Raw genomic sequence first — 23,951 nt, forward strand, 5'->3', positions numbered from 1 at the left:
GACGACATCGTCGCGGGCGTGGTCGGCGTGCTCATCTGCGTGGTGTGTGGAATGCGTTGTCGGGATGCCGTCAGCGGTCGCTGGGGACGTGGGGACGGTTTCCAGGCATTCAAGAGGGTTTTTGCGATGTCGGCCCGCTGCGGGCCCGTGACAGGGTTCACGACACGGCCCTGCCACTGTGGCGCGGGCCGTGCCGGCTGCCAGGGCCCGGCCGGCGCGCATTGTCGCTGGCCAGGGCACGCCCTCGGCCTTCGCCGCGATGTGATCGCTTGGTGGCGACGTGGTTGGCGGCGTGGGTGGCCGCGTGGCCGGTCAGTCCGCGGGCGTCAGGCTCAGGCCGTGGTGCTCGGCATACCAGCGCACGAAGCGCTCGATGCCGGTGCGCAGCGGCGTGGCCGGGCCGGTGATGCCGGTGAGCTCCTGCAGGCGCGAGACGTCGGCGTAGGTGGCCGGCACGTCGCCGGGCTGCATCGGCTCGAGCCGCAGCGTGGCCTTGCGGCCGAGCGCGCGCTCGAGTTCGCCGATGAAGTCGAGCAGGGGCACCGGCGCGTGGCTGCCGATGTTCAGCACCCGGCAGGCGGCTGCGCCCTCGGCGCCGCGCGCCGGCGGCCGGTCGAGCACGCCGACCACGCCCGCGACGATGTCGTCGATGTAGGTGAAGTCGCGGCGCATCTGGCCGTGGTTGAACACCGCGATCGGCTCGCCCGCCAGGATGGCCTTGGTGAACGAGAAGTAGGCCATGTCGGGCCGCCCCCATGGGCCGTACACCGTGAAGAAGCGCAGCCCCGTGCAGGGGATCGCATAGAGGTGGCTGTAGCTGTGCGCCATCAGCTCGTTGGCCTTCTTGGTGGCGGCGTACAGGCTCACCGGGTGGTCGACCGGGTCGTCCTCGGCGAAGGGCATCTTGGTGTTGCCGCCGTAGACGCTCGAACTGCTGGCGTACACCAGGTGCCCGATGGCCTGGGCGCGGCAGCCCTCCAGGATGTTGAGGAAGCCGACCAGGTTGGCCTGGGCGTAGGCATGCGGATGGGTCACCGAGTAGCGCACGCCGGCCTGGGCCGCCAGGTGCACCACGCGGTCGATGCCGCCCTGCGCGAACAGCGACGCCACCGCGGCCGTGTCGGCCACGTCCACGGCGGCGAAGCTGAAGCCGGGGTGGCGGGCCAGTTGCGCCAGCCGCGCGCGCTTGAGGCCGACGTCGTAGTAGTCGTTCAGGTTGTCGATGCCCAGCACCTGGTCGCCTCGCGCCAGCAGGGCCTGGGCGACGTGCATGCCGATGAAGCCGGCCGCTCCGGTGACGAGGACGAGCATGGCCCGGCGATCAGGCCACGGGGACCATCGAGGCCTCGGCCGGCTCGCCTGGGGCGCGGCGGCCGATCGGCAGGTATTCGAAGCCGGCGTCGCGCACGAAGGCCGGGTCGAACAGGTTGCGGCCGTCGACGATCACGCTCTGGCGCATCAGCGTGCGCATGCGCTCGAAGTCGGGCGAGCGGTAGGCCTTCCACTCGGTGACGATGATCAGCGCGTCGGCGCCCTCGAGCGCCTGCATCGGCGTGGGGGCGAACTCGAGCCCCGGCGTGCCGGCGAAGGCGTCGCGCGCCGCGGTCATGGCTTCGGGGTCGTGGGCGGTGATGCGGGCGCCGCGGCGGGCCAGTTCGGCCACCACGACGCGGCTGGGCGCCTCGCGCAGGTCGTCGGTGTCGGGCTTGAAGGCCAGGCCCCACAGGGCGAAATGGCGGCCGGTGAGGTCTTCGCCGAAGCGCTCGACGATGCGATCGGCCAGCACGCGCTTCTGGCGCTCATTGGCACGCTCGACGGCGGCCAGCACGTGCAGCGGCTCCTCGACGCCAGTGGCGCTGTGCAGCAGGGCCTTCACGTCCTTCGGGAAGCATGAGCCGCCGTAGCCGCAGCCGGCGTACAGGAACTGCGTGCCGATGCGCGGATCGCTGCCGATGCCACGGCGCACCTGCTCGATGTCGGCGCCCAGCTTCTCGGCCAGCAGGGCCATCTCGTTCATGAAGCTGATGCGCGTGGCCAGCATCGCATTGGCCGCGTACTTGGTGAGCTCGGCGGAGCGGATGTCCATCATCACCAGCTTGTCGCGCTGGCGCTGGAACGGGGCGTACAGCGCCTGCATCAGGTGCACCGCGCGGTTGTCGTCGGCGCCGACGACGATGCGATCCGGCCGCATGAAGTCGTCGACCGCGGCACCTTCCTTCAGGAACTCGGGGTTCGAGACCACGCTGAACGGCACCTGCACGCCGCGCGCGGCCAGCGCCTGGGTGATGGTGTCGCGCACCGCATCGGCCGTGCCCACCGGCACCGTGCTCTTGTCGATGACCAGCTTGTAGTCGGTCATGTGCTCGCCGATGGAGCGGGCCGCGGCCAGCACGTGCTGCATGTCGGCGGCGCCATCCTCGTCGGGCGGGGTGCCCACGGCAATGAACTGCATGGTGCCGAAGCGCACGCCTTCCTTCACGTCGGTGGAGAAGTGCAGGCGGCCGCCGGCCACGTTGCGTTGCACGATCTCCTTCAGGCCGGGCTCGAAGATCGGCAGCTCGCCCTGCTCGAGGCGGGCGATCTTGGCGGCATCCACATCGATGCACAGCACGTCGTTGCCCATCTCGGCAAAGCATGCTCCGGTGACGAGGCCCACGTATCCGGTGCCCACGACGGTGAGTTTCATTTCGACTTCCTTGCAGCTGCGTCCGAGGTTCCGGACAGTTCAAAAATTGAGGGCGGCACCGAGTTCGACACTGTAGGCCGGGTCGCGCCGGTTGTCCGCAAAGGCAGACCCAGGCATGAATCGCGCCAGCGACAGCGTGAACTCCAGGTGCTTCCATTCGCGCAGCGCGATCAGCAGGTCGATCTCGCGGCCGATGTCGCCGCTGTGGCCCAGCGGGCTGCTGCCCAGGCGTGAACCGGCCAGCACCACCGACGGCACGGGCTGGCGGTAGCCGTAGACCACCACCTCGACCGAGCTGTTGTCCAGGAACCGCAGGCCGCCGCCCAGCTTGGTCACGGCCAGGTTCGACAGTTCGGGCTGCAGCAGTTCGCCGTACATCCGCCAGCGCTTCACGCCGCCGAGCCGGGCCTTGTTCTCCTGCAGGCCGGTCTGGCGGAAGTTGGCGTCGAGCCGGGCGCTGCGTTCGCCGCCGGAGCCGCGGGCGTAGCCCAGGGTCACCGAGGGCCGCATCGGGTAGGGCAGGTGGGCGGTGGCGCCGATGTCGAGGGCCTGGCCGCGCACACGCCTCGTCCGGCCGCCGACCACGGCGTCGGTGGCCGGCTCGGCAAAGTCGGTCTCGCGGCCGCGCAGCATGGCCGCGTCGGCCCAGTAGGCCAGCCGATAGCCCGACGGTCTGCGCCATTCGCCGCTGACGCGGGCGCCCAGCCAGCGGGCGTTCAGGTCGCTGGGGTCGGTGACGTCGTCGGCGGCCACCGTGGTGCCGGGCGACAGGCGGCCGGAGCGGTCCTTGGCCAGCAGCCAGAAGACATCGAGGTTCTGCCGCGACGCAAACTTCCAGGTGCCCTGGCCGAACCAGCGCTGCACGCCTTTGGATTCGGGCGTGATGCCGTCCTCGGCCGAGGACACCCGCCCCAGCTGCTTCGACAGGCCGGTGTCCAGGCGCCAGTCCTTGTGCTCGAACTGCACCCGCATCGCGTCGAGGTCGTCGTCCCACCACCAGGCGCGGCGGTCGATCAGCGCCACCCGGCCCAGTTGCACCGACCAGGGGCCGCCGCCGAGCTGGTCGAACTTGACCCAGGTCTGGCCGCGCTCGAGCGACTTGGTGCGCTGGCGCTGAACCCCTGACGTGCTCTCCGTGCGGCGGGTGGCTTGCAGGCCGACAGCTTGCACGAAGACTTCGGTGTTGGGGCCGGGCTTTGTGCGGGCCTCCAGCTTGACCTCGTGGTCGCGCACGCGGCGGTCGCGGTTGCGCGATGCGTCAAGATCGAAGTTCCGGCGGCGTTCGTCGCTGTACTCCCAGCTGCCGGTCAGCTGCACCGGGCGGCCGAACACATCCACCGTCAAGGGTTTGTCGGGGCGGCGGTCGTCGATGCGCTGGCCTTCGCGCAGCACGGGGGCGCTGGCGGCCTGCGCCGCGGCACCTGGGGCCTGGGCGCACGCGGCACCGAAGGCGCCCAACAACGCAGCGGCCAGCGCGGTGGTGAGGCAGGGGGGACGTGACATGGGACTGCTCGGATTCGAAAGGTAGGGCGCGGGCGCCGTCAGGCCAGCGCGGCGGGGCGGTTGGGCACCAGCCGTTCGGCGATCAGCGAGCGCATGGATCGGAAGCGCAACGGCGAGCGCTGCACCATGGCCTGCAGGCAGCGACCGAGCAGTTCGAACTCACTGTCGTCCATCACCGCGTGGTGCAGCATCAGGCCGAGCGGCTGGCCGTCGAGCCGACGCGCGCTGACCGCTTGCGCCAGGGCCTCGGCCACCGCCGCGGCGCCGCCGGCGCGGTGGTGCTTGGTCCAGTCGACGTCCACCGGCAGTTCGTGCAGCGCCTGCTGGGGCACGGCGCCGCGGTCGCGCGAGATGGCCACATAGCCCATGTTGGCGAGCAGACCGGGCGTGTAGGGCGCGCAGCGGTTCCACGGCGGCGTGAAGAAGGGATCGAGCCGCGGGCCGAAGTGGTGCAGCAGGGCCGTGCGGCCGCGGGCCAGGTCGACCCGTTGCGCGGCGGCGTCGCGGGCATCGCCGAACTCGCAGGAGCGGCCCTCGGTCTGGTGGTTGGTGTGGGCCGTGCCGTGCTGGTGCACGCCCAGCAGGCCGGGGGTGGCGTCGAGACGGCCGTTCAGCGCCTTGGCCAGGGTGGTGGTCACCGCGGTCGGGATGGCCGCCAGATCGATCGGCACGCCGGCCTGGCCGGTGGTGTCCAGCAGGGCCATCAGGCGCGCGTCGTCCCAGCCGGCATCGTCGTCGCGCAGGAACATCTGCAGCGGCGTGCTGGACGGGTCGAGCGCATCGATGGCGGCGCACAGGGAATCGAGGCTCATGAGACGGCTTCCGGGACGTGGGCCGCGGCGAGGGCCAATCGATGGTGCGACAACTGCTGCGCCAGGATGTCGGCCGTGCGCGTGGCGCCGTCGAGCGCCAGCGCGGCCGGGGTCGGGGTGAAGGCGAGCAGACGCTCGATGGCGGCGGCCATCGACACCGGGTCGAGCTCGGTGCCCGGCAGCCACTGCATCGCGCCGAGGGCGGCCAGGCGCTCGGCGCGCCCGCTCTGCTCGTTCTCGGTGACGGTCTGGTAGGGCACCACCAGCGCGGGCACGCCGGCCACCACCAGGTCGAGCGCGGTGTTGTAGCCGCACTGGCTGATCGAGGCCCGCGCGCGTCGCAGCTCGGCCACCATGTCGGGCACGTGGCGCACCAGCTCGACACCGGGCTGCCCGGCCGCCAGCTGCTGCAGCGCGAGCCAGTGCGGCTCGGGCAGGAAGGGCCCGGCGATGACACGCATCGGCAGCGGCTCGGGCCGCAGCAGGCGGGCCGCCAGCGCGGTGCGGAAGAGGGTGTCGCCGACGATGCCCCCGCCGGCCGAGACCAGCAGGTGCGGGCCGCGCGGCGTCTGCGCCTCGGCCTCGCGCGCCGGTACCACGTAGCCGCTGTGGAACACCGGCGTGCGCATCGGCCGGGTCGGGCGGAAGCTGTCCTCGAGCCGCGCGAAGCCGGGGTCGGCATGGACGATGACCGCGTCGAAGTAGCGGTCGGTCAGCCAGCGCGCGCGGTCGTCGTGGTGCTGCTGGTCGGGGCGCGCATCGACCAGGATGTCGCGCAGGCTGCAGGCCACCAGGGCCGGCGCGCCGGGCTGGCGGCGCGCGGCGCGGATCATCGGCAGGATCTCTGTCGCGAACTTCTTGCGGCCGAAGGGGAACAGCTCGACCAGCAGCACCGCCGGCCGCGTGCGCCGCACGGCGTCGTCGATCAGGCGGCGGCGCTCGGCGCGGGCCGCCACCACGTCGAGCTTGCCGTCGCGGCTGACCACCGTGTGCCCGTCGTCCATGCCCAGCGGCGGCAGGTCGATCAGCTCGATGCCCGGCGGCACCGGCACGCCCGGGGGCAGCCGGCCGCCGTTGAGGAAAACCACCTCGAAGCGCTTCGTCAGGGCGGCCACCAGCGCGAAGCTGCGCGTGAGGTGGCCGATGCCCAGCGAGTGCTGGCAGTAGAACAGCAGGGTCGGACGGACCGACGAAAGTACGGGATCACGCATGGCGACGCTCCACCAGGGCCAGGTAGGCACCGCGCGAGCGCATCAGCGACTCGTGCGTGCCCTGTTCCACGAGCTGGCCGTCCTTGAGGACCAGCACGCGGTCGTAGGCGGCCATGTCGACCAGGTCGTGGGCGATGACGATCAGGGTGCGGCCGCGGTGCACGCGGGCCACCGATTCATGGATCAGCCGCGCCGACACCGAGTCGATCGACGCGGTGGGCTCGTCCATCACCAGGATGGCCGGCTCCTTGACGAGGGCGCGGGCCAGGCACAGGCGCTGGCGCTGGCCGCCCGACAACGACGCGGCGCGCTCGCCGAGTTCGGTGTCGTAGCCCTCGGGCAGGTCGACGATGAATTCGTGCGCGCGGGCGGCGCGGGCGGCGGCCTCGATGGCCTCGATCGGCGCATCGGGGCGGCCGTAGGCGATGTTCTCGCGCACCGAGACGCCGAACAGGATGTTGTCCTGCAGCACGATGCCGATCTCGCGGCGCAGGCTCTCGCGGCTGAAGCGCCGGATGTCGATGCCGTCGATCAGGATGCGCCCGCTGGTCGGCTCGTACAGCCGCAGCAGCAGGTTCATGATGGTCGACTTGCCGGCGCCCGACGGCCCCACCAGCGCCACGCGCTCGCCGGCGCCGATGCGCAGGCTCAGCTTGTCGAGCACCGGGCGCTCGGCGCTGTAGCCGAACGAGACCTGGTCGAACACGATCTCGCCGGCCGGCTTGGACAGCTCCAGCGCATCAAGGTCGTCGGCGATGTCGGGCTCGATGTCCAGGATGTCGGAGACGCGTTGTGCGCTCACCGACGCGCGCGAGAACTTGGCGGCCAGGCGGCCCAGGTCGCGCACCGGCTTGTACAGGCTGGACACGTAGGTGATGAACACCAGCAGCTCGCCCGGCGTCAGGCGCGCGGCCAGCACCTCTCGGGCGCCCAGCAGCACGGTGATCGCCGTGCCCGCGGCGCTGACCACCGCGATGGCCTTGACGATGGCGCCGCTGGTGCGCGTGCTGCGCATGCCGCTCTCGTAGTTGTCCTCGATCTCGCGGCGGAAGCGGTCTTCCTCGTAGGTCTGGCGGCCGAAGGCCTGCACCAGCGCGATCGACGACAGCACCTCGTTCAGCCGCGAGGTCATGCGGCCCTCGTGCCGGCGCTGCTCTCGTGCCGAGGCCTTGACGCGGCGGTTCAGCCAGAAGATGACGCCCAGCAGCGGCGGCAGCGTGAAGGCCACCGCCAGTGCCAGCTGCCAGTTCAGGATGAACATCACCGTGAGCATCGCCACCAGCGTGACGGCCTGCCGGGCGAAGGTCAGCAGCCAGTCGGAGAACATGTCGCGCAGCAGGTTGGTGTCGCCCGCCACCTTGGTGAGCAGCTCGCCGGTGCCGATGGCGCGGTGGTGCGCCAGCGACAGGCGCTGCAGGTGCGAGAACAGCTCGCCGCGCAGGCGCCAGGTGATGCGGTGGCCCACCTTGGCGCTGGTGTACAGCTGCAGGTACGACAGCGCGCCCGACGCCAGTGCGATGGCGGCGATGGCGCCGGCGGCCGTCATCAGCGCGGGCCAGGTGCCCCAGGCGATCAGCGGCTGCAGCACGGCCAGGCTGTCTGGCAACGGCTTGGCCAGCAGGATGTGGTCGAAGATGATCTTCAGCGGCCAGGGTGCCAGCACTTCGGCCAGCACCACGCCCATCAAGGCCACGCTGGCCAGCACCAGTGCCACGCGCTGCTCGCCCAGGCAGGAACGAACCAGTTGGCGCAGCCGCTGCCCGGGTCGGATCGGGGTGGTGTCGGTCATGGTGCGCACCCCTTGGTGCACGACTCGGCCAGCGAGCGTGCGCGGTGCAGCCGGCGGTCCATCTCGGCAGCCCAATCGGGCACCTGGAAGATGAAGGCGCGGCTGGCCTGCAGCAACTGCTGGACCGCCATGTGCCACTGCAGGCGGCGCAGGTTGAAGTGATCGGGCGCCAGTTGCGCGTAGTCGGCCAGCATGGTGGTGGCGAAACGCGCGTCGATGCCCAGCGGGCCGAGCTTGGTGACGAACTCGGCCAGGTCTTCCATCGGATCGCCGAGGGCGAACTCGTCGAAGTCGAACAGCACCACGCGCTGGCCGTCGACCCACATCTGGTCGGGGTGGCAGTCACCGTGGATCACCGCGGCCGGGGGCTCGGGCAGCAGCGTCGACGCGTGTTCGATGGCATCGGCCACCTCGCCGGCGCGTTCGGCCAGGTCGGGCAGCGCGCGGGAGATCTTGTTGCGCCGCCGCCGCACCTCGGCCAGCCAGTGGGCCCGGTCGCGCGGGACAGGGCCTGCCAGATGCAGCGGCGCCGTGTGCACCAGCGCCCAGGCGTAGGCCACGCGGCCGGCCAGCGATTCGGGGTGGACGCCGTCGATCAGGATCTGCGACAGCGGCGTGCCGCCGGCGTGGGGTTGCCACAGCGCGCGGGTGACGGGGTCGTACGCCAGCGGTTCGGCCACGGTGGGCGCATCGGGGTCGTTCTGTGCCAGGTCCCAGAAGTAGAGGAATCGGCGATGGATCTCCGCACCACGGTCGTCGCTGAAGGTCTTCGCGTACAGGTTCTCGGCCGGCAGGCCGCCGCACAGGCGGGTGTAGCGCAGTGTGGCCCGCCATTCGGCCACGTAGCGGACCGGCGTCACCTCGTCGGCCGGCGCGCCCCAGAACCTCACCGTCTGCGCGGGGTCGATCAATGCCGGCAACTGCGGCAGCCCGGGATCGGTGGGCCAGCGCCACAGCAGCATGTCCACCGCCGGCAGGTGCAGCGCGGCGCTGCCCACCGCCGCCTGGGCGCTTTCGCCGTCACGGAAAGCCTTGCCGTAGAACTGGCGCATGGCGGGAGGCCGGCCGGGGCCGCCAAGCAGGTCGACCTCGTAGCACAGCGTGATCGGGTTCGGGTTGCGCCGCACCGAGGTGTTGCGCCGAACCTTCGTGACGCGCACGGCCCCGATGGTGCGGCCGGCGTCGGAGGTGGCCGCCAGCAGCCCCTGCAGCAGCGGTTGCATGGCCTGCGCATCCAGGCAGGCTTCCAGCGGCAGGCGGGCGTGTTCGGACATGTTCATGCCAGTTCGCGCCGTGGCAGGTCGGCGATCTCGGCGGCCAGGCCGATCAGGCGCGGGGCGATCGCGAAGCGACCGGGCTTGAGGTTGATCACGCAGCGCCAGACGCGCTGGGTGACAAGGTTCCAGGCGGTGGCCCAGGCCAGTGCCGACGTCGACGGCACCACCCCGCCCGCGGCCGCGTAGCCTTCGAGCATGGCCTGCCACAGCGCGTCGTCGCGCCTGGGCGACTCGCCTTCGAGCAGGGCGCGGTACATGCCTTCGGCGCGCCAGGACCCCAACTCGAGCGAGGCCGGCCCGCGGCGGAGGTCGTCGAGATCGATCAGCGTCAGGCGATCGCCGCTGACCAGAACGTTGTTCGGGTGCAGGTCGCCGTGCAGGGTCGACAACTGTTCCTGAGCAAAACCATAGAGCCCGGTCTTGAGGCGCCCGTTCAGGCGCTGCAGGTCGTGCCGTGAATCGGGCAGCACCTGCTGCAGCACGGCCATCACGTCGGACAGGCGCTCGCGCTGCTCCCCCACGGTCAGCGGCAGGGCCGTTGGCATCGACGTGCCATGCAGCGCGGCCAGTTGCGCGCCCAGTGGCCCGGCCCAGCGGGCCATCGACTCGGGCTGCTGCAGCAGCGGGCGGCCCGGCACGGCCTCCTGCCAGTGCAGGCCCGCCTCGGCCTGCCACATCAGCGCCCGGGGCGTGTGCAGGCGACCCTCGCGAGAGGCCGTGGAGGCCTGCAGCGCGCTCAGTTGCCGGTGCACCGTGAGGCCATCCGGATCTCGGCTGGCCTTGGCATAGACGCTGCGGTCGACCAGTTCGGCGCCCTCGCGCCAGCGCAGGTCGACCCGGGCGCACAGCCGGTGCTCCGGCACGTACTGCGCCAGCACCACCTCGTGGTCGACCAGCGTGCCCTGGCCCTGGCTCAACGCGTGCACCAGCGCCGGCAGCACCTCGCGGCGCAGGCGCTCGTCGTGCGACAGCACGCTTGGGGCGTCCAGCTTGGGGTCGTTCGGCCACCACCAGGTGACCATGTCGAGATCGGGCAGGTGGTGCAGCGACGGCCCGGCCAGCGAGGGCTGCAGCGGCGCATAGGCGGCCTTCGCAAAGCGGACCGCCGATTCGCCATCGCTGCAGACGCGGGCGGCCACCACCTGCTCGAAGCGCTGGTCGGTCGTGGTGTCGCGCAGGTGCAGCCTGTACGACAGGGTGCAGTTGCGGCGCGGCCGGTACTTGACGCGGTCGACGACGCAGTGCTCCACCGCCACGCCGTGCCGGCCGATGGCCTCGGCGAACACCGAGGCCATGGCGGAGGCATCCAGCACCCGCGCCAACTGCGGCAGGGCCGGGTCGTTGGGCAGCACGGCCACCGGGCTCACGAGGCGCCCGCCACGGTGAGGTCGATCTCGCCGGCGGCGCTGCGCAGGCGCGCGCCCGGGTGCGACACGGCGCGCAGCACCTGGCCGGTGGGGGTTTCGCGCCAGTGCAGCCAACGGCCGGTGAACTCGAGCGGTCCGATCTGCCAGGTGCCGGCGTCTGAGCCGGCATCGGCGCCGTGGGCATGGAACCAGCCGTCCTCGACCACGCCGCCGTCGTCCAGCGCCAGCCGCAGCAGCAGGGCCCGGCCGGTGTGGCCCGCGGCGCCGGTCACGGCCAGTTCGTCCATCTGCAGCATGGGCGCCGCATCGCGGCAGGGCAGCAGCACGGTGTCGAACTCGACATCGCGGCCATGGGCCCGCGTGACCCAGGCCGGCGCCGGGTGCTTGTGGCCATAGCGCATCGACACCCAGCCCGCGTCCAGCGTGGTGGACTGGCCAGCGCGGCGCGCCTGCGCGGCCGCCAGCCCGGGGCTGGTCAGCAGCGTGCAGCCGGTGCCCGACAGCACCGCGTGCCCCTCGGCCTCGGGGCCGAGCTGGAAGCGCAGGGCGTAGTCGTGATCGCTGGCGGCCCGCAGCCAGTCGCTGACGATCCAGTAGCGCCGGTCGACGAAGACGATGCAGCGCTCGTGCACGGCGTCGTACTCGTGGCTGGCGCAGCGGCCGTGCAGCAGGTCGAGGCAGGCGCCGTCGACACGCTCGATCAGGTCGGTCTGCGGCGCCGGCCCGCCGATCTTGTGGCGCACCGAGCCGTGCGCATGCCGCGAGGCTTCCTTGATCGCCTTGGGCGCATAGCGCGTCTGGTGGCGGCCATCGACGCACACGGTGTTGTGCGCGGCGGTGCCACGGAAGTGCACGCGCCAGTTGGTCTCGCCCGCCTCGCTGTAGGTGTAGCGGCCGGGGTCGACGACCAGCGCGCGGCCAAAGGCCGCCAGTTCGAACGACAGCGCGTCGAAGTGGCCGTGGTTGCCTTCGCCGAGCGGGCCGCAGTCGAACACCAGGTGCTGGGCGTCGGTGAAGGCCGGCGCGGGCGACCAGTCGCTGCGCAGCACGTGGTAGCCGCTGGCGTCGAAATGGGCGGTGCGGGCCGACGGCGCGTGGCCTTCGCGGCCCTGCGTGGCGACGAACAGCATGTCGTCGCGGCCGAAGAGCTGCGCGCCCTGCCGCAACAGGGGCAGGTAGCTGCGTGCATCGCCGTCCGAGAAGCTGGGGGCGATGCCGCTGGGCTGGTGCACATGCAGGCTGAACTCGAGGGCCTGCTCCAGGGCCTCGTCCAGCGCCAACGGCACCGGCACGCCGTTGCGTGCGGCCAGCGTGCGCACCTGCAGCCAGTTGCGCACGGCCAGGTGGTGGTAGTCCGTGGACAGCTCGCAGTGCACGCCGTCGGCCATCAGGTCGGCGCGCACGTTGACCAGCGTCTCGGCCAGCGCGAACTCGCGCCAGTGCGCGGCGCGGCGGAACTCCGGGAACACCACGCCGGCCAGACCCACCGCCAGCAGTTCGAGCGTGCGGTGGTTGCGCTTGGGGGTGAGGTTGGCGCAGATGAACTCCACCTGCGCATGCAGCGAATGCAGCATGCGGCGGAAGAAGCCGGCGTCGACGGGCGACTGTGCATCGGGCCGGTCGTTCATGACCATGCCGTGCAGGCTGTAGATCCAGTTCTGCACGCGCCGGCCGGTCACATCGGCGGCGATGAAGCCCACCGGCGTGACGCGCATCCAGCCGTCGATCAGCTGAGCCCAACGCCGCACATACGCGACGTCACCCGTGGCGTGCCAGGCCTGGGACAGGCCGGCCGCATAGTAGAACTTGTGCAGCAGGATGTGCCATTCCACGTCCCTGCTGGGATTGGTGAGCCAGTCGATCGGGTCGGTCAGCGCGTGGGTCTCGCCGTTGAACTCGAAGCGGCCTTGCATGATCCCGGCGATGCGTTCGGCCAACACCTCCTCCGGGTCGACCACCGGCTCGAAGCGCACGCCGCGCGCGCTGCGAAAATGCGCCAGCAGCCCGGCGTCGTCGAGGCCGCACCAGGGCGCGTCGAACAGGGCGTCGGGGCCCGCGTTGGCGCCACCAATCGCCTGCAGATCCGCGAAGCCGCTGGAGCCCTCCAAGCTCATGTCGACGCCTCAGCCCGTGCCAGCGCACGGGTGTCGCGGGACGGCTGCAACTGGGCCAGGAACAGGTCGCGCAGTTCCTGCGTCGTGCGGCGCGAGTCGAAGCGGTCGCAGATGCGTTGGCGGCCTTCGCGGGCCAGGCGCGCATACATCTCGTCGTCGACCAGCACGCTGCGCAGCGCTTCGGCCAGGGCCGCCGGGCTGCGCGGCTCGACCAGCAGACCGTGCACGCCGCTGTCGATCATCTCGGGGATGCCCGAGATGTTGGTCGTCACCACCGGCACGCCCATGGCCATCGATTCGGCCAGCACGTTGGGGAAGCCGTCGCGGTCGCCGTCGTCCATCACCTGGCAGGGCAGGGCAAAGAGGCGGGCCTGGGCGTAGTAGCCGCGCAACTCGTCCTGGGTGACGGCGCCCTTGAGCTGCACCTGCTCGTCCATGCCGTGGCGCTCGATGCGCTGGCGGATGTCGTTGAGCGCGGGCCCCGACTCGCCGATGATCATGCAGCGGAAGGGCACGCCGTCGCGTCGCAGCAGCGCGCAGGCCTCGATCAGCTGGTCGAAGCCCTTCTTCTCGACGAAGCGGCCCACGGCCAGGATCAGCGGCGGCGTGCCCGGGGCCACGGTGGGCCGCTGGGTGGGCGGCGCGAACCAGTCGGTGTCCAGGCCGTGGTAGATGGCATGCACTTCGCAAGGGCGCGGATGGCGCGCCCGAAGCACGGTGGCATTGGCGCAGGTGCAGGTGGCCACGAAGCGGGCGCCGTGCATCTTGCGCTCGAGCAGGTCGCCCGGGTTCAGCTCGGGCTGGTAGATGTCCTTGGCGTGCGCGGTGAAGCTGTAGCTCAGGCCCGTCATGCGGGCGGCCAGCCAGGTGATGGTGGCCACGCCATGGCAGAAGTGGCCATGCAGGTGGCCCACGTCGCCCTGGCGCATGACGTCGGCGGCGATCTCGCCGGCCTGCAGGAACTCCTTGATGAACACCTTGCGCAGGCGCGACCGGCCGTGGTCGTCGCGGCCGCGGTGGCGCCAGGCCAGCCCCAGCGCGGTGCCCAGGGCGCCCATCCAGCGCAGCGGGTGGCGCAGGGCCACACGGGCGTGGGCACGCCAGAAGGTGGGCAGGTTGTCCGCCAGCCAGCCGGGCAGGGCAGCGCCCGACAGCGAGGTGGCCTTGGGCAGGTAGGTCAGCGGGGCGCGGATGGCCGCCACCACCGGGTGCACCTTGGGTTCGTTCTCGCGCTTGACCGAGTACAGCCGCAGGTCCATGCCCAGCCGCTCGAGCTGGTGGATCTCGTGGGTGATGAAGGTCTCGGACAGGCGCGGGTAGCCGTTCATCACGTAGGCCACCGAGCGCGGCGACGCCGACGGGCCGGCGGCGGTCGCCGACCCCTGGCCCCTCGGCGAGCGCCCGCCCTCGGGACTGTCGACGGCTTGCTTCAGGCTTGCTGCGGGTCCGGTGGCCAGCCGATCAAGCGACGGCGCACGATTCGGCGTGGGCATGGGGGGTCTCCAGCAGTTGCAGAACGAGGCGCAGGTTGCGGTCGTTGTCGAAATGTTCGGTGACGGTCGACCGGGCGGCACGGCCCAGTTCGACACCGAGGGCCGGGGACTCGATCAGGTGGGCGATCGCGTCGGCCAGTGCGGCCGGATCATCGGGCTCCACCAGCAGACCGTTGCGGCGGTGGTGGACCACCTCCGGGATGCCCGAGACGCGCGTGGCCACCACCGGCACGCCCACGGCCATGGCCTCGAGCAGCACGTTGGGGATGCCGTCGCGGTCGCCGTCGGCGGCCACGCGGGACGGCTGCACGTAGACGGCGGCGCGGCCATAGCGGGCAATGACGTGTTCGCGGGTGAGCTTGCCGGTGAGCTGCACCTGGTCGCCCAGGCCGCAGGCCTCGATCAGGTTGGCCAGGCGCTGTTGCTCCTCGCCGTAGCCGACGATCTCGCAGCGGAAGGGCACGCCGCGGCCCTGCAGCAGGCGACAGGCCTCGATCAGCGTGTCCAGGCCCTTCTTCTCGCGCAGGCGGCCAACGCTCAGGATGAGCGGCACGAGCGATGGCTTCTCGCGGCACGACGGGTGGAACGCGCCGCCATCGATGCCGTGGTACATGCGTTGCACGTTGGCGTCGGGCGCGATCTCGCGCAGCGTGCGGCAATTGAACTCGGTGCAGGTGACGGTGAAACGCGCCGCGCCCATCTTGCGGCGCAGGTCGGCGGCGTCGGACAGGTAGATGTCCTTGGCGTGGGCCGAGATCGAGAACGGCACGCCGCTGATCTGCGACACCAGCTCGGCCACGTCGGCCGGTGTCGAAATGAAGTGCGTGTGCAGGTGGGCGACGCCATCGTCGCGCATTTGTCCGGCCAGCCAGCCCGCGCGGGCGAAGTCGGTCAGGCCCTTGTTGCCACGCCCCATGGCTGCCTGCAGGCCCTGCAGGTAGCGCCAGGGCGACGCGGCCAGCAGGCCGAGGTGGCGGCGCACGAAGCGCATGCCATCGCGCCAGGGCTTCGCCGGCACCAGCGTCACCCGCGCCTTGACACGGTCGACCGCCGGGTGCGACACCGCGTCGGTGGGCGCCGCCAAGGCGTACAAGCGCAGGGGAACGCCGAGCTTCTCGAGACCGAGGACCTCTTCGAGGATGAAGGTTTCCGACAGCTTCGGGAAGATCTTGACTAGCAGACCGATCGGGCGACCGGTGTCGTGCGACGAGGGGACCATGCGGCCTCCGAAACGGGGTTGTGGAGGGGCGCGGGCGCCGTGTCTTCAGCGGTGTCGACGCGCACCTCGAGGCCGATGGCCTCGAACAGCGCCGCGGTCACGCGGGCCAGGCCGTCGTGGTGGCGCAGCGTCGGGCGGGCCTTGCGCGAGCCGAGTGCTTCGATCTCGGCATTCAGGCCGGCCAGCAGCGATTGCGGCGTCAGCTGGTCGGGGTGGATCATGTGCAGGAAGCCCAGGGCGGCCATGCGTTCGGCACGGATCAGCTGCTCGACGCCCGGCTTGACACGCGGCACCAGCAGGGCGCGCTTGCCCAGCGTGAGCAGTTCGCACACCGTGTTGTAGCCACCCATGGCCAGCACCACGTCGGAGGCACCCATCAGCGACATCATGTCGTCGCTGAAGTCCTGCACGCTGACGTTGGCCAGCGTGGACGCGGCCTGGTGCACGTGCGCGCGGCGGGCGTCGTTCAGCTCGGGGCCGCAGACGATGTGGGTGCGCGGCACCTGGGCCGGGGGCAGCGTGGCCAGGGCCTTCAGCGTGGTGTCGATCAGCGTGAAGCCGTCTTCGCCGCCGCCGGGGGTGACGAGCAGCAGCGGCTCCTGGCCTTGCACGCCCAGTTGCTGGCGCACCACCTGGCGCGCCTGGCGGCCCGGCTCGCGGGCGATGTAGCCGCAGAACTGCACCTTGGCGGCCGCGAACGGCGGGAAGGCGTATTCGCGGCGCAGGTCGAAGACCTCGGGCGAGCCCACCACCAGCACCTGGTGGTAGTAGGCGCTGATGGCCTCGAAGTAACCATTCTTGCGCCACACGCGCTGGGTGGATTCGGCACCGTCGAGGATGTCGCGCAGCAGCAGCACGAGCTTGGGGCGCGGCTGGGTCGAGGGCAGGGCTTCGAGCGCGCCGGCCAGTTCGTCTTCGACGCCGAAGGGCTTCTTGTCGACGAGGATGAGGTCGGGTTCGAAGTCGGCGATGACCGACTTGATCATGTTGGCGCGCAGGCGCACCGTGGCCTCGAGGCTCATCGACAGCGAGCGCGAGCCGTAGCGGCCTTCGACATTGCGCGACAGGCAGGGCAGCTTGACGTAGTCGATCCGCGGCGGGATGCGGAAGGCGTGCAGCATCGGCGAGCCCGTGATCACCAGCACCGACAGGTCGGGAGACGATTCGACCAGGTGCCGCGCGACTTCGAGCATGCGGCGGATGTTGCCGAGGCCGAAGGTGTCGTGCGAATAGATCAGGATGCGTTTCATGTCGGGGCTCTGCTCAAAGTTGGACTGCAACCGTCTCCCTGGGGTTTGGCGACTGGGTTGGCCAGCTGCCGAAAGGGTGACGGTCGTGTGACAGAGTCCGGTGGCGAGGGCGAAATACATGCTGTTCGGCATCTTTGGCCGGACGTGGCAACGCGACGTAACCGAGGTGGGGGAGGTCCCCAGAGGCCCGGGGGATGTCACCAAACGCCGGGGGATATCACCCAAAACAGGCGCTGGGAGCCGACCCGCCCGCCGTGTCGCGGGCCAGGCCTGCGGCAATCAGCCGCGGTCGGAATCGTCGTCGACCGACGCGCTCCAGCGCTGCCACTGGGCCTGGGTGCGCTCGAGGTCGCGCCGGTCGCGCTTGGTCGGCCGGCCCTGTTCGATGCTGTGGGCCGGTTCGGTGCCTTGCCGGCGGGCCTCGGCGGCGCGGGCGCGGGCCGCCAGGCTGTCGGCGGTTTCGGCGTACAGGGCCTGGGCGACGGGCGCGGGGCCCCGCACCTGGCTCAACCCCAGCACCTGGATGGTGCGCTTGTCCGTGCCTTGGCGCAGTTCGACCAGGTCGTCCGGCCGCAAGTCCCGCGACGCCTTGGCGACCTGGCCGTTGACGCTGATGCGCCCCTTCCCGATCTCGTCGGCGGCCAGCGACCGGGTCTTGTAGAAGCGGGCGGCCCACAGCCATTTGTCCAGGCGCACTCCGCCCTTGTCCTTGTCCATGGCTTGCCGCTTCTATATAGAGAGGGTTGCGAGTTCGAGCCGAACGGTGGCGTCCAGGCCGGTCACCCGGCCCTGGTGCAGTCGATTGTCGAGGCTGAGCTGGCCGCCGAGCGAGCGCACGATCTCCTGGCAGATGGCCAGGCCCAGGCCGGTGCCGTGCCGGCTGTCGCCGGTGGCGAAGGGCTGGAACAGGCGCTGGCGCATCTCGTCGCCGATGCCGGGGCCGCTGTCGGCGATGGTCAGCGCCACGTGCCGGCCGTCGCCGACCAGGCGCACCGTCAGCCGGCCCCGGTCGGGGGTGTGGCGGATGGCGTTGTGCAGCAGGTTGCGCACCAGTTCGCGCAGTGCCCATTCGTGGCCGCGCACCGGCGCCTCCACCGCCTCGAGATCGAACTCGATGTCGCGTTCGGCCACCAGCGGCGCCACGTCCAGCGCCACGGCCCGCACGATCTCGGCCCAGTCCAGCACCGGCGCATCGCCCTGCTGGCGCAACTGCTCCACCTTGGCCAGCGACAGCATCTGGTTGGCCAGTTGCGTGGCGCGGTCGACGGTCTGGTTGATCTCGGCCAGCGCCGTGCCCGGCGCCATGTCGCCGCGCAGCGCCGATTGCACCTGCGCCTTCAGCACGGCCAGCGGCGTGCGCAGCTGATGCGCCGTGTCGCGCACGAAGCGCTTCTGGTGGGCCAGCAGGTGGTCGAGCCGGCCCATCACCTGGTTGGTGGCCTCCACCAGCGGCTGCAGTTCGCGCGGCGCGTCGGCCACGTCCAGCGGCGACAGGTCGGCGTCGTCGCGGTGGCGCAGGCGCTCGCTCAGCCGGCGCACCGGCTGGGTGGTGCGGTGCACCACCACCACCACCACCGTGGCGATCAAGGCCAGCAGCGCCGCCTGGCGCCACAGCGTGTCGACCAGCAGGCGCTGCGCCAGCGTGCGGCGCAGTTCCAGCGTCTCGGCCACCTGGATCGTGGCCATGCCCTGCGCGCCGTTGCCCGCCACCGGCTGCAGCAGCACCGCCACGCGCACCGGCACGCCCTGGCAGACGTCGTCGTAGAAGTCGACCAGCGCCGAGTACGGCCCCTGGTCGGGCACGCGACCCCGCCAGGTGGCCAGCTCGGGGAAGCCCGAGATCATCTCGCCGTTGAAGCCGCTCACTTTGTAGAATATTCGGCTGCGGTTGTCGGCCTCGAAGGCCTCCAGCGCCGAGTAGGGCACGGTGGCCACCACGTGCGCCTCGGTGCCGGTGCCGCTGACCTCCAGCAGTTCGCCGATCGACTTGGCCGAGGCCAGCAGCGTGCGGTCATAGGCCGTGTCGGCAGCGGCCAGTGCCTGCCGGTACAGGCTCACGGTGTTCAGCACCACGAACAGGCCCACCGGCAGCAGGATGCCCCACAGCAGCCGCCCGCGCAGCGACAGCCCGCCAGCCCAGCGCCGCAGCAAGCGCAGCGTCACGGCACCACCATCATCGGGCCGTTCGATTCATGTCGACTTGAGCAGGTAGCCCAGGCCGCGCAGCGTGACCAGCACGGCCTGGCTGCCGGCCAGGCGCTTGCGCAGGCGGTAGGCCACCACCTCGATGGCCTCGATCTGCACGTCGGCCTGTCCAGGAAACACCAGGTCGAACAGCCGCTCCTTGGCCACCGCCTGGCCGGGCCGGGCGAGCAGGGCGCGAAGCAGCGCCAGCTCGCGCGGCGGCAGGTCCATCGCCTGGCCGTGCAGGTACACGGCGCCGCTGTCCGGGTCGCAGCGCAGGCCGCAGAACTCGCGTGCCGACTCGGCCGCCGCCGCGGCGCCGCCCTGGCGGCGCACCAGGGCCTGCACGCGGGCCTCCAGTTCGTCCAGGTCGAAGGGCTTGGGCAGGTAGTCGTCGGCGCCGGTGTTCAGCCCCAGGATGCGGTCGCCGACGGTGCCGCGGGCCGTGAGGATGAGCACCGGCGTGGCCAGGCCCGCGGCCCGGGCCTGGGCCAGCACCTGCAGGCCGTCCAGCCCCGGCAGGCTCAGGTCGAGCAACACCACGTCGGGCTGGCTGGCCTGCCAGCGGTCGAGCGCCCGGCGGCCGTCGCCGCAGGTGACCACCTGTGCGCCGCGGCGCTCGAAACTGCGCTGCAGCGTGGCCTGCATCGCCGCGTCGTCCTCGATCAGCAAGAGCTTCATGGGGGCGCCACGTTAGCAGGCCGACGGTGCCACGCGGGCGGGTTTTCACCGAGCCCGCGGACAGCCGGCTGACAGCCTCGGCCGCGACAGTCACGGTCATCGCATCCGACCCACCCGCAGGAGACACCCATGCGTCGCGACACCTTCCTCAAGTCCCTCGCCGCCCTGGCCGCCGCCGGCGCGCTGCCGCTGTCGGCCCGTGCCGCCGCGAACCTCAAGATGATGATCCCGGCCAACCCGGGTGGCGGCTGGGACACCACCGGCCGGGCCCTCGGCAAGGCCCTGCAGGACGCCGGCGTGGCCACCGCCGTGACCTATGAGAACAAGGGCGGCGCCGCGGGCGCCATCGGCCTGGCGCAGTTCTACAACGCCAGCAAGGGCGACGGCAACTCGCTGATGGTGATGGGCGCGGTCATGCTCGGCGGCATCATCACCGGCAAGCCGCCGGTGTCGATCACGCAGGTGACGCCGATCGCCCGCCTGACCAGCGAATACAACGTCTTCGTGCTGCCGGCCAACTCGCCGTTCAAGACCATGAAGGACGTGGTCGAGCAGATGAAGAAGGACCCCGGCAGCGTCAAGTGGGGCGGCGGTTCGCGCGGCTCCACCGAGCACATCGCCGCGGCCATGATCGCCCGCGAGGCCGGCATCGACGCCACCAAGGTCAACTACGTGCCCTTCCGTGGCGGCGGCGAGGCCACCGCGGCCATCCTGGGCGGCAACGTCACCATCGGCGGCAGCGGCTGGAGCGAGTTCCAGCAGTACATCGAGACCGGCAAGATGAAGGCCATCGGGGTCACCTCCGACGCGCGCCTGAAGGGCATCGACGTGCCGACGCTGAAGGAGCAGGGCATCAACGTGGTGCTGGGCAACTGGCGCGGCGTGTACGGCCCGGCCGGCATCACCGACGCGCAGCGCAAGGCCCTGGTCGAGATGATCGTCAAGGCCACCAAGACCAAGGCCTGGGCCGAGGCGCTCGAGAAGAACGGCTGGACCCCGGCGCTGCTCACCGGCAAGGACTTCGAGGACTTCGTCGACCGCGACTTCGCCGGTCTGCGCGCCACGATGGTCAAGGCCGGCATGGTCTGACCGCTCGCGGCCAGCGCCTCATCCCCACCGGGCGGCCAGTGCCGCCCGGTCTTCCATTCACGTGCCAGGAGACATCGGCATGGCCGAGAACGACTCGCGCCGCACCCACCAGTTGCTGGTGGGTGGCGGTGCCCTGCTCATCGGCGCCGCGCTCGCCTGGGGCGCGATCGACATCCCGTCCAACGCGGGCTATGCCGGCGTGGGCCCGAACTTCCTGCCCTGGGTGGTGGCCGCGGCGCTGCTGCTGTGCGGGGCCTTGCTCGTCTGGGAGGCCGCCAGTGGCGGCTATCGCGAGATGGACGAGCCCTCGGGCGCGGCCAGCGGCGACTGGACGGCGCTGGCCTGGGTGGCCGCCGGCGTGGTGGCGAATGCCGCGCTAATCACCACCCTGGGCTTCATCCTCAGTTGCACGCTGTGCTTCATGCTGGCGGTGCGCGGCCTGCGCGCGTCCGAAGGCAAGCCGCACGGCGGCGCGCGGGGCCTGGCCATCGACTTCGTCACCGGCTTCCTGATCGCGGGCCCCGCGTTCTGGCTGTTCACCAAGCTGCTGGCCATCAACCTGCCCGGCCTCACCGCCACCGGCTGGATCTAGCAGAGCACCGACATGGACATCTGGAACCAGCTCCTCGGCGGCTTCGTCACCGCCGGCACGCCGATCAACCTGCTGTGGGCCTTCGTCGGCTGCGCGCTGGGCACCGCCATCGGTGTGCTGCCCGGCCTCGGGCCGGCGGTCACGGTGGCCATGCTGCTGCCCATCACCGCGCAGGTGGAACCCACTGCGTCGATGATCTTCTTCGCCGGCATCTACTACGGCGCCATGTACGGCGGCTCGACCACCTCGATCCTGCTCAACACGCCGGGAGAAACCGGCACCATGGTCACCGCGCTCGAAGGCTTCAAGATGGCCAAGAGCGGTCGCGCCGGTGCGGCGCTGGCCACCTCGGCCATCGGCTCGTTCGTGGCCGGCACGATCGCCACCATCCTGGTCACGCTGTTCGCGCCGGTGGTGGCCGAGTTCGCCGTCAAGCTCGGGCCGCCCGAGTACTTCATGCTCATGATGCTGGCCTTCACCACGGTGAGCGCGGTGCTGGGCAAGAGCACGCTGCGCGGGCTGACGGCACTGTTCATCGGCCTGGCCATCGGGCTGGTCGGGCTCGACCAGATCTCGGGCCAGGTGCGCTACACCGGCGGCGTGCCCGAGTTCATGGACGGCATCGAGGTGGTGCTGGTGGCGGTGGGCCTGTTCGCGGTGGGCGAATGCCTGTACACCGCGCTGTACGAGGGCCGCTCCGAGCAACAGATGAACCGCATGGGCTCGGTGCACATGACCAAGGCCGAGTGGAAGCGCTCGTGGCCGGCCTGGCTGCGCGGCACGGCGCTGGGCTTTCCGTTCGGCACCATCCCGGCGGGCGGCTCGGAGATCCCCACCTTCCTGAGCTACGGGCTGGAGCGCAAGCTCAGCAAGCACCCGCACGAGTTCGGCACCGTCGGCGCCATCGAAGGCGTGGCCGGGCCCGAGGCGGCCAACAACTCGTCGGTCACCGCCACGCTGGTGCCGCTGCTGACGCTGGGCATTCCCACGTCGGTGACGGCGGCCATCCTGCTGTCGGCGCTGCAGAACTACGGCATCAACGCCGGGCCGCAGCTGTTCCAGACCTCGTCGACGCTGGTCTGGGCGCTGATCGCCTCGCTGTACATCGGCAACGTGATGCTGCTGGTGCTGAACCTGCCGCTGGTGGGCCTGTGGGTCAAGCTGCTGAAGATCCCGCGGCCGCAGCTGTACGCCGGCATCCTGATCTTTGCCACGGTGGGCGTCTACGGCATGCGCCAGAGCGCCTTCGACCTGTTCCTGATGCTGGGCATCGGCCTGGTCGGGGTGGCCATGCGGCGCTTCGACTTTCCCACTGCGCCGGTCATCGTCGGCATGATCCTGGGCCCGCTGGCCGAGGCGCAGATGCGCAATGGCCTGTCCATCGGCGAGGGCAAGTGGAGCGTCTTCGTCGAGCGGCCGATGTCGATGGTGCTGCTGTGCATCGTGGTCGCGGTGCTGGTGCTGCCCCGGCTGATGGCGCTGCTGCGCCGGGTGCGCGCCGCCGGCTGAAGGGCAGGGCGGCGCGTCAGCGGGTGGCGCCCATCGCCAGCGCGCGCTGGCGGCCCGCGGCCAGCGTGGCCTCGTCGGGCGCGCCGGTGGGCCAGCCCTGCAGGTGGCGCAGCGCGATCTGCGCCAGCGCGGCGATCCAGCGGTCGTCGTCGTTGAGGCAGGGGATGAAGTCGAAGCGCTCGCCGCCCTCCTCGAGGAAGGCATCGCGCACCTCCATCGCCACTTCTTCGAGCGTTTCGAGGTTGTCGGCCGCGAAGCCCGGGCAGATGGCGTCGAGGCGCTTCACACCCCTGGCCGCGAGTTCGCGCACCGTGGGCTCGGTGTAGGGCTCCAGCCACTTGGCACGCCCCAGCCGGCTCTGGAAGGTGACGATGTACTGCTCGGCCGTCAGCCCCAGCCGCCCGGCCACCAGCCGCGCCGTCACGTGGCACTGGCAGTGGTAGGGGTCGCCGAGCGCCAGGCTGCGGGCCGGCACGCCGTGGAAGCTCATCAGCAGCCGCTCGCCGCGGCCCTCGCGCTGCCAATGGCGACGCACGCTGTCAGCCAGCGCGTCGATGTAGCCGGGGTCGTCGTGGTACTGGTTGACGAAGCGCAGCTCGGGCACCCAGCGCGCTCGCGCGGCCCAGGCCGCCACCGCATCCACCGTGCTGGCCGTGGTGGCCGCGGCGTACTGCGGATACAGGGGCAGCACCAGCACGCGGGTGACGCCTTCGGCACGCAGCGCATCCATCTCGGCGGCGATGCCGGGTTGGCCGTAGCGCATCGCGAAGCGCACCAGCACGCGGTGCCCCGACTCGCCCAGTTGACCGGCCAGCCGCAGCGCCTGGCGCCGCGTCCACACCAGCAGCGGCGAGCCCTCGGGCGTCCAGATGGCCGCGTACTTGGCCGCCGACCGCGCCGGGCGGGTGCGCAGGATCACCCCGTGCAGGATCAGCCACCACGGCAGCCGCGGGATCTCGACCACGCGCGGGTCCCACAGGAACTCGGCCAGGTAGCGGCGCAGCGCGGGGGCGGCGGGCGCGTCGGGCGTGCCCAGGTTGACGAGCAGCACGGCGGTGCGCTCGGCGCGGCCATGTTCGTGCGGGGGTTCGGGCTGAAAGCTCATGGGGGCGGATTGTGGCGGACGCGTGCGGCCGGGCGTTGCGCGGGGGCACGGCCGGTGCCGCGACGGTGGG

The 23,951-nt window shown here is 71.3% G+C and carries 19 protein-coding genes; 3 read left to right on the top strand and 16 right to left on the bottom strand.

Going from position 1 to position 23,951, the window contains the following annotated elements; translation table 11 throughout:
- Window positions 1–312 precede the first annotated feature (312 nt).
- From EOINJALH_RS00340 to EOINJALH_RS00410, 15 genes are all read right to left on the bottom strand, one after another.
- Window positions 313–1,311: an NAD-dependent epimerase gene (locus tag EOINJALH_RS00340; protein ID WP_088278326.1), complete on the bottom strand. Its 999-nt coding sequence runs from the start codon at window positions 1,309–1,311 to the stop codon at window positions 313–315.
- Window positions 1,312–1,321: 10 nt separating this feature from the next.
- Window positions 1,322–2,686 carry a UDP-glucose/GDP-mannose dehydrogenase family protein gene (locus tag EOINJALH_RS00345; RefSeq protein ID WP_088278327.1) on the bottom strand — a complete coding sequence of 455 codons (1,365 nt, stop codon included), beginning with the start codon at window positions 2,684–2,686 and terminating at the stop codon, window positions 1,322–1,324.
- A 39-nt stretch (window positions 2,687–2,725) separates the two neighbouring features.
- Complete coding sequence (locus EOINJALH_RS00350; RefSeq protein WP_088278328.1) at window positions 2,726–4,189, bottom strand: alginate export family protein; 1,464 nt, start codon at window positions 4,187–4,189, stop codon at window positions 2,726–2,728.
- 38 nt (window positions 4,190–4,227) lie between these two features.
- Window positions 4,228–5,001, bottom strand: coding sequence for a hypothetical protein (locus EOINJALH_RS00355; protein WP_088278329.1), 774 nt, complete (start codon window positions 4,999–5,001; stop codon window positions 4,228–4,230).
- Window positions 4,998–6,212 carry a glycosyltransferase family protein gene (locus EOINJALH_RS00360; protein ID WP_088278330.1) on the bottom strand — a complete coding sequence of 405 codons (1,215 nt, stop codon included), beginning with the start codon at window positions 6,210–6,212 and terminating at the stop codon, window positions 4,998–5,000. The genes EOINJALH_RS00355 and EOINJALH_RS00360 overlap by 4 nt, the downstream gene beginning before the upstream one ends.
- Entirely contained in the window at window positions 6,205–8,001 is a 1,797-nt protein-coding gene (locus EOINJALH_RS00365; protein WP_144289791.1) for an ABC transporter ATP-binding protein, read from the bottom strand. The genes EOINJALH_RS00360 and EOINJALH_RS00365 overlap by 8 nt, the downstream gene beginning before the upstream one ends.
- Window positions 7,998–9,281, bottom strand: a complete 1,284-nt coding sequence (locus tag EOINJALH_RS00370; RefSeq protein WP_088278332.1) for an aminoglycoside phosphotransferase family protein — start codon at window positions 9,279–9,281, stop codon at window positions 7,998–8,000. Before EOINJALH_RS00370 ends, EOINJALH_RS00365 begins: the two co-directional genes overlap by 4 nt.
- Window positions 9,278–10,645 (bottom strand): phosphotransferase, encoded by a 1,368-nt coding sequence (locus tag EOINJALH_RS00375; RefSeq protein ID WP_088278333.1) that lies wholly within the window; start codon window positions 10,643–10,645, stop codon window positions 9,278–9,280. Before EOINJALH_RS00375 ends, EOINJALH_RS00370 begins: the two co-directional genes overlap by 4 nt.
- Complete coding sequence (locus EOINJALH_RS00380; RefSeq protein WP_088278334.1) at window positions 10,642–12,759, bottom strand: alginate lyase family protein; 2,118 nt, start codon at window positions 12,757–12,759, stop codon at window positions 10,642–10,644. The genes EOINJALH_RS00375 and EOINJALH_RS00380 overlap by 4 nt, the downstream gene beginning before the upstream one ends.
- Window positions 12,756–14,252 (bottom strand): glycosyltransferase family 4 protein, encoded by a 1,497-nt coding sequence (locus EOINJALH_RS00385; RefSeq protein ID WP_088278335.1) that lies wholly within the window; start codon window positions 14,250–14,252, stop codon window positions 12,756–12,758. The genes EOINJALH_RS00380 and EOINJALH_RS00385 overlap by 4 nt, the downstream gene beginning before the upstream one ends.
- The gene (locus tag EOINJALH_RS00390; RefSeq protein ID WP_088278336.1) at window positions 14,221–15,471 is read right to left on the bottom strand and encodes a glycosyltransferase; all 1,251 of its coding nucleotides are present in this window, start codon (window positions 15,469–15,471) and stop codon (window positions 14,221–14,223) included. Before EOINJALH_RS00390 ends, EOINJALH_RS00385 begins: the two co-directional genes overlap by 32 nt.
- Complete coding sequence (locus EOINJALH_RS00395) at window positions 15,426–16,721, bottom strand: glycosyltransferase family protein (RefSeq protein WP_088278337.1); 1,296 nt, start codon at window positions 16,719–16,721, stop codon at window positions 15,426–15,428. Before EOINJALH_RS00395 ends, EOINJALH_RS00390 begins: the two co-directional genes overlap by 46 nt.
- A gap of 279 nt (window positions 16,722–17,000) precedes the next feature.
- Window positions 17,001–17,438 carry an RNA-binding S4 domain-containing protein gene (locus tag EOINJALH_RS00400; protein WP_088278338.1) on the bottom strand — a complete coding sequence of 146 codons (438 nt, stop codon included), beginning with the start codon at window positions 17,436–17,438 and terminating at the stop codon, window positions 17,001–17,003.
- Between the two features lie 12 nt (window positions 17,439–17,450).
- A complete protein-coding gene (locus tag EOINJALH_RS00405) occupies window positions 17,451–18,884 on the bottom strand; it encodes a sensor histidine kinase (protein WP_234413583.1) in 1,434 nt (477 codons plus the stop codon).
- 27 nt (window positions 18,885–18,911) lie between these two features.
- Entirely contained in the window at window positions 18,912–19,586 is a 675-nt protein-coding gene (locus EOINJALH_RS00410) for a response regulator transcription factor (protein WP_088278339.1), read from the bottom strand.
- Window positions 19,587–19,715: 129 nt separating this feature from the next.
- Between EOINJALH_RS00410 and EOINJALH_RS00415 the strand changes: the two genes are divergently transcribed.
- The 3 genes from EOINJALH_RS00415 (at window position 19,716) to EOINJALH_RS00425 (ending at window position 22,776) form a co-directional block, all read left to right on the top strand.
- The gene (locus tag EOINJALH_RS00415; protein WP_088278340.1) at window positions 19,716–20,675 is read left to right on the top strand and encodes a tripartite tricarboxylate transporter substrate binding protein; all 960 of its coding nucleotides are present in this window, start codon (window positions 19,716–19,718) and stop codon (window positions 20,673–20,675) included.
- A gap of 79 nt (window positions 20,676–20,754) precedes the next feature.
- Window positions 20,755–21,267 carry a tripartite tricarboxylate transporter TctB family protein gene (locus EOINJALH_RS00420; RefSeq protein ID WP_088278341.1) on the top strand — a complete coding sequence of 171 codons (513 nt, stop codon included), beginning with the start codon at window positions 20,755–20,757 and terminating at the stop codon, window positions 21,265–21,267.
- Between the two features lie 12 nt (window positions 21,268–21,279).
- Entirely contained in the window at window positions 21,280–22,776 is a 1,497-nt protein-coding gene (locus tag EOINJALH_RS00425) for a tripartite tricarboxylate transporter permease (RefSeq protein WP_088278342.1), read from the top strand.
- A 16-nt stretch (window positions 22,777–22,792) separates the two neighbouring features.
- Here the strand turns inward: EOINJALH_RS00425 and hemH are convergent, their stop codons facing one another.
- Window positions 22,793–23,881 (bottom strand): ferrochelatase, encoded by a 1,089-nt coding sequence (hemH, locus tag EOINJALH_RS00430; RefSeq protein ID WP_088278343.1) that lies wholly within the window; start codon window positions 23,879–23,881, stop codon window positions 22,793–22,795.
- Window positions 23,882–23,951: the final 70 nt, after the last annotated feature.

Origin of the sequence: Ideonella sp. A 288, assembly GCF_002198735.1 — a bacterium.
Lineage (GTDB): Bacteria > Pseudomonadota > Gammaproteobacteria > Burkholderiales > Burkholderiaceae_C > Pseudaquabacterium.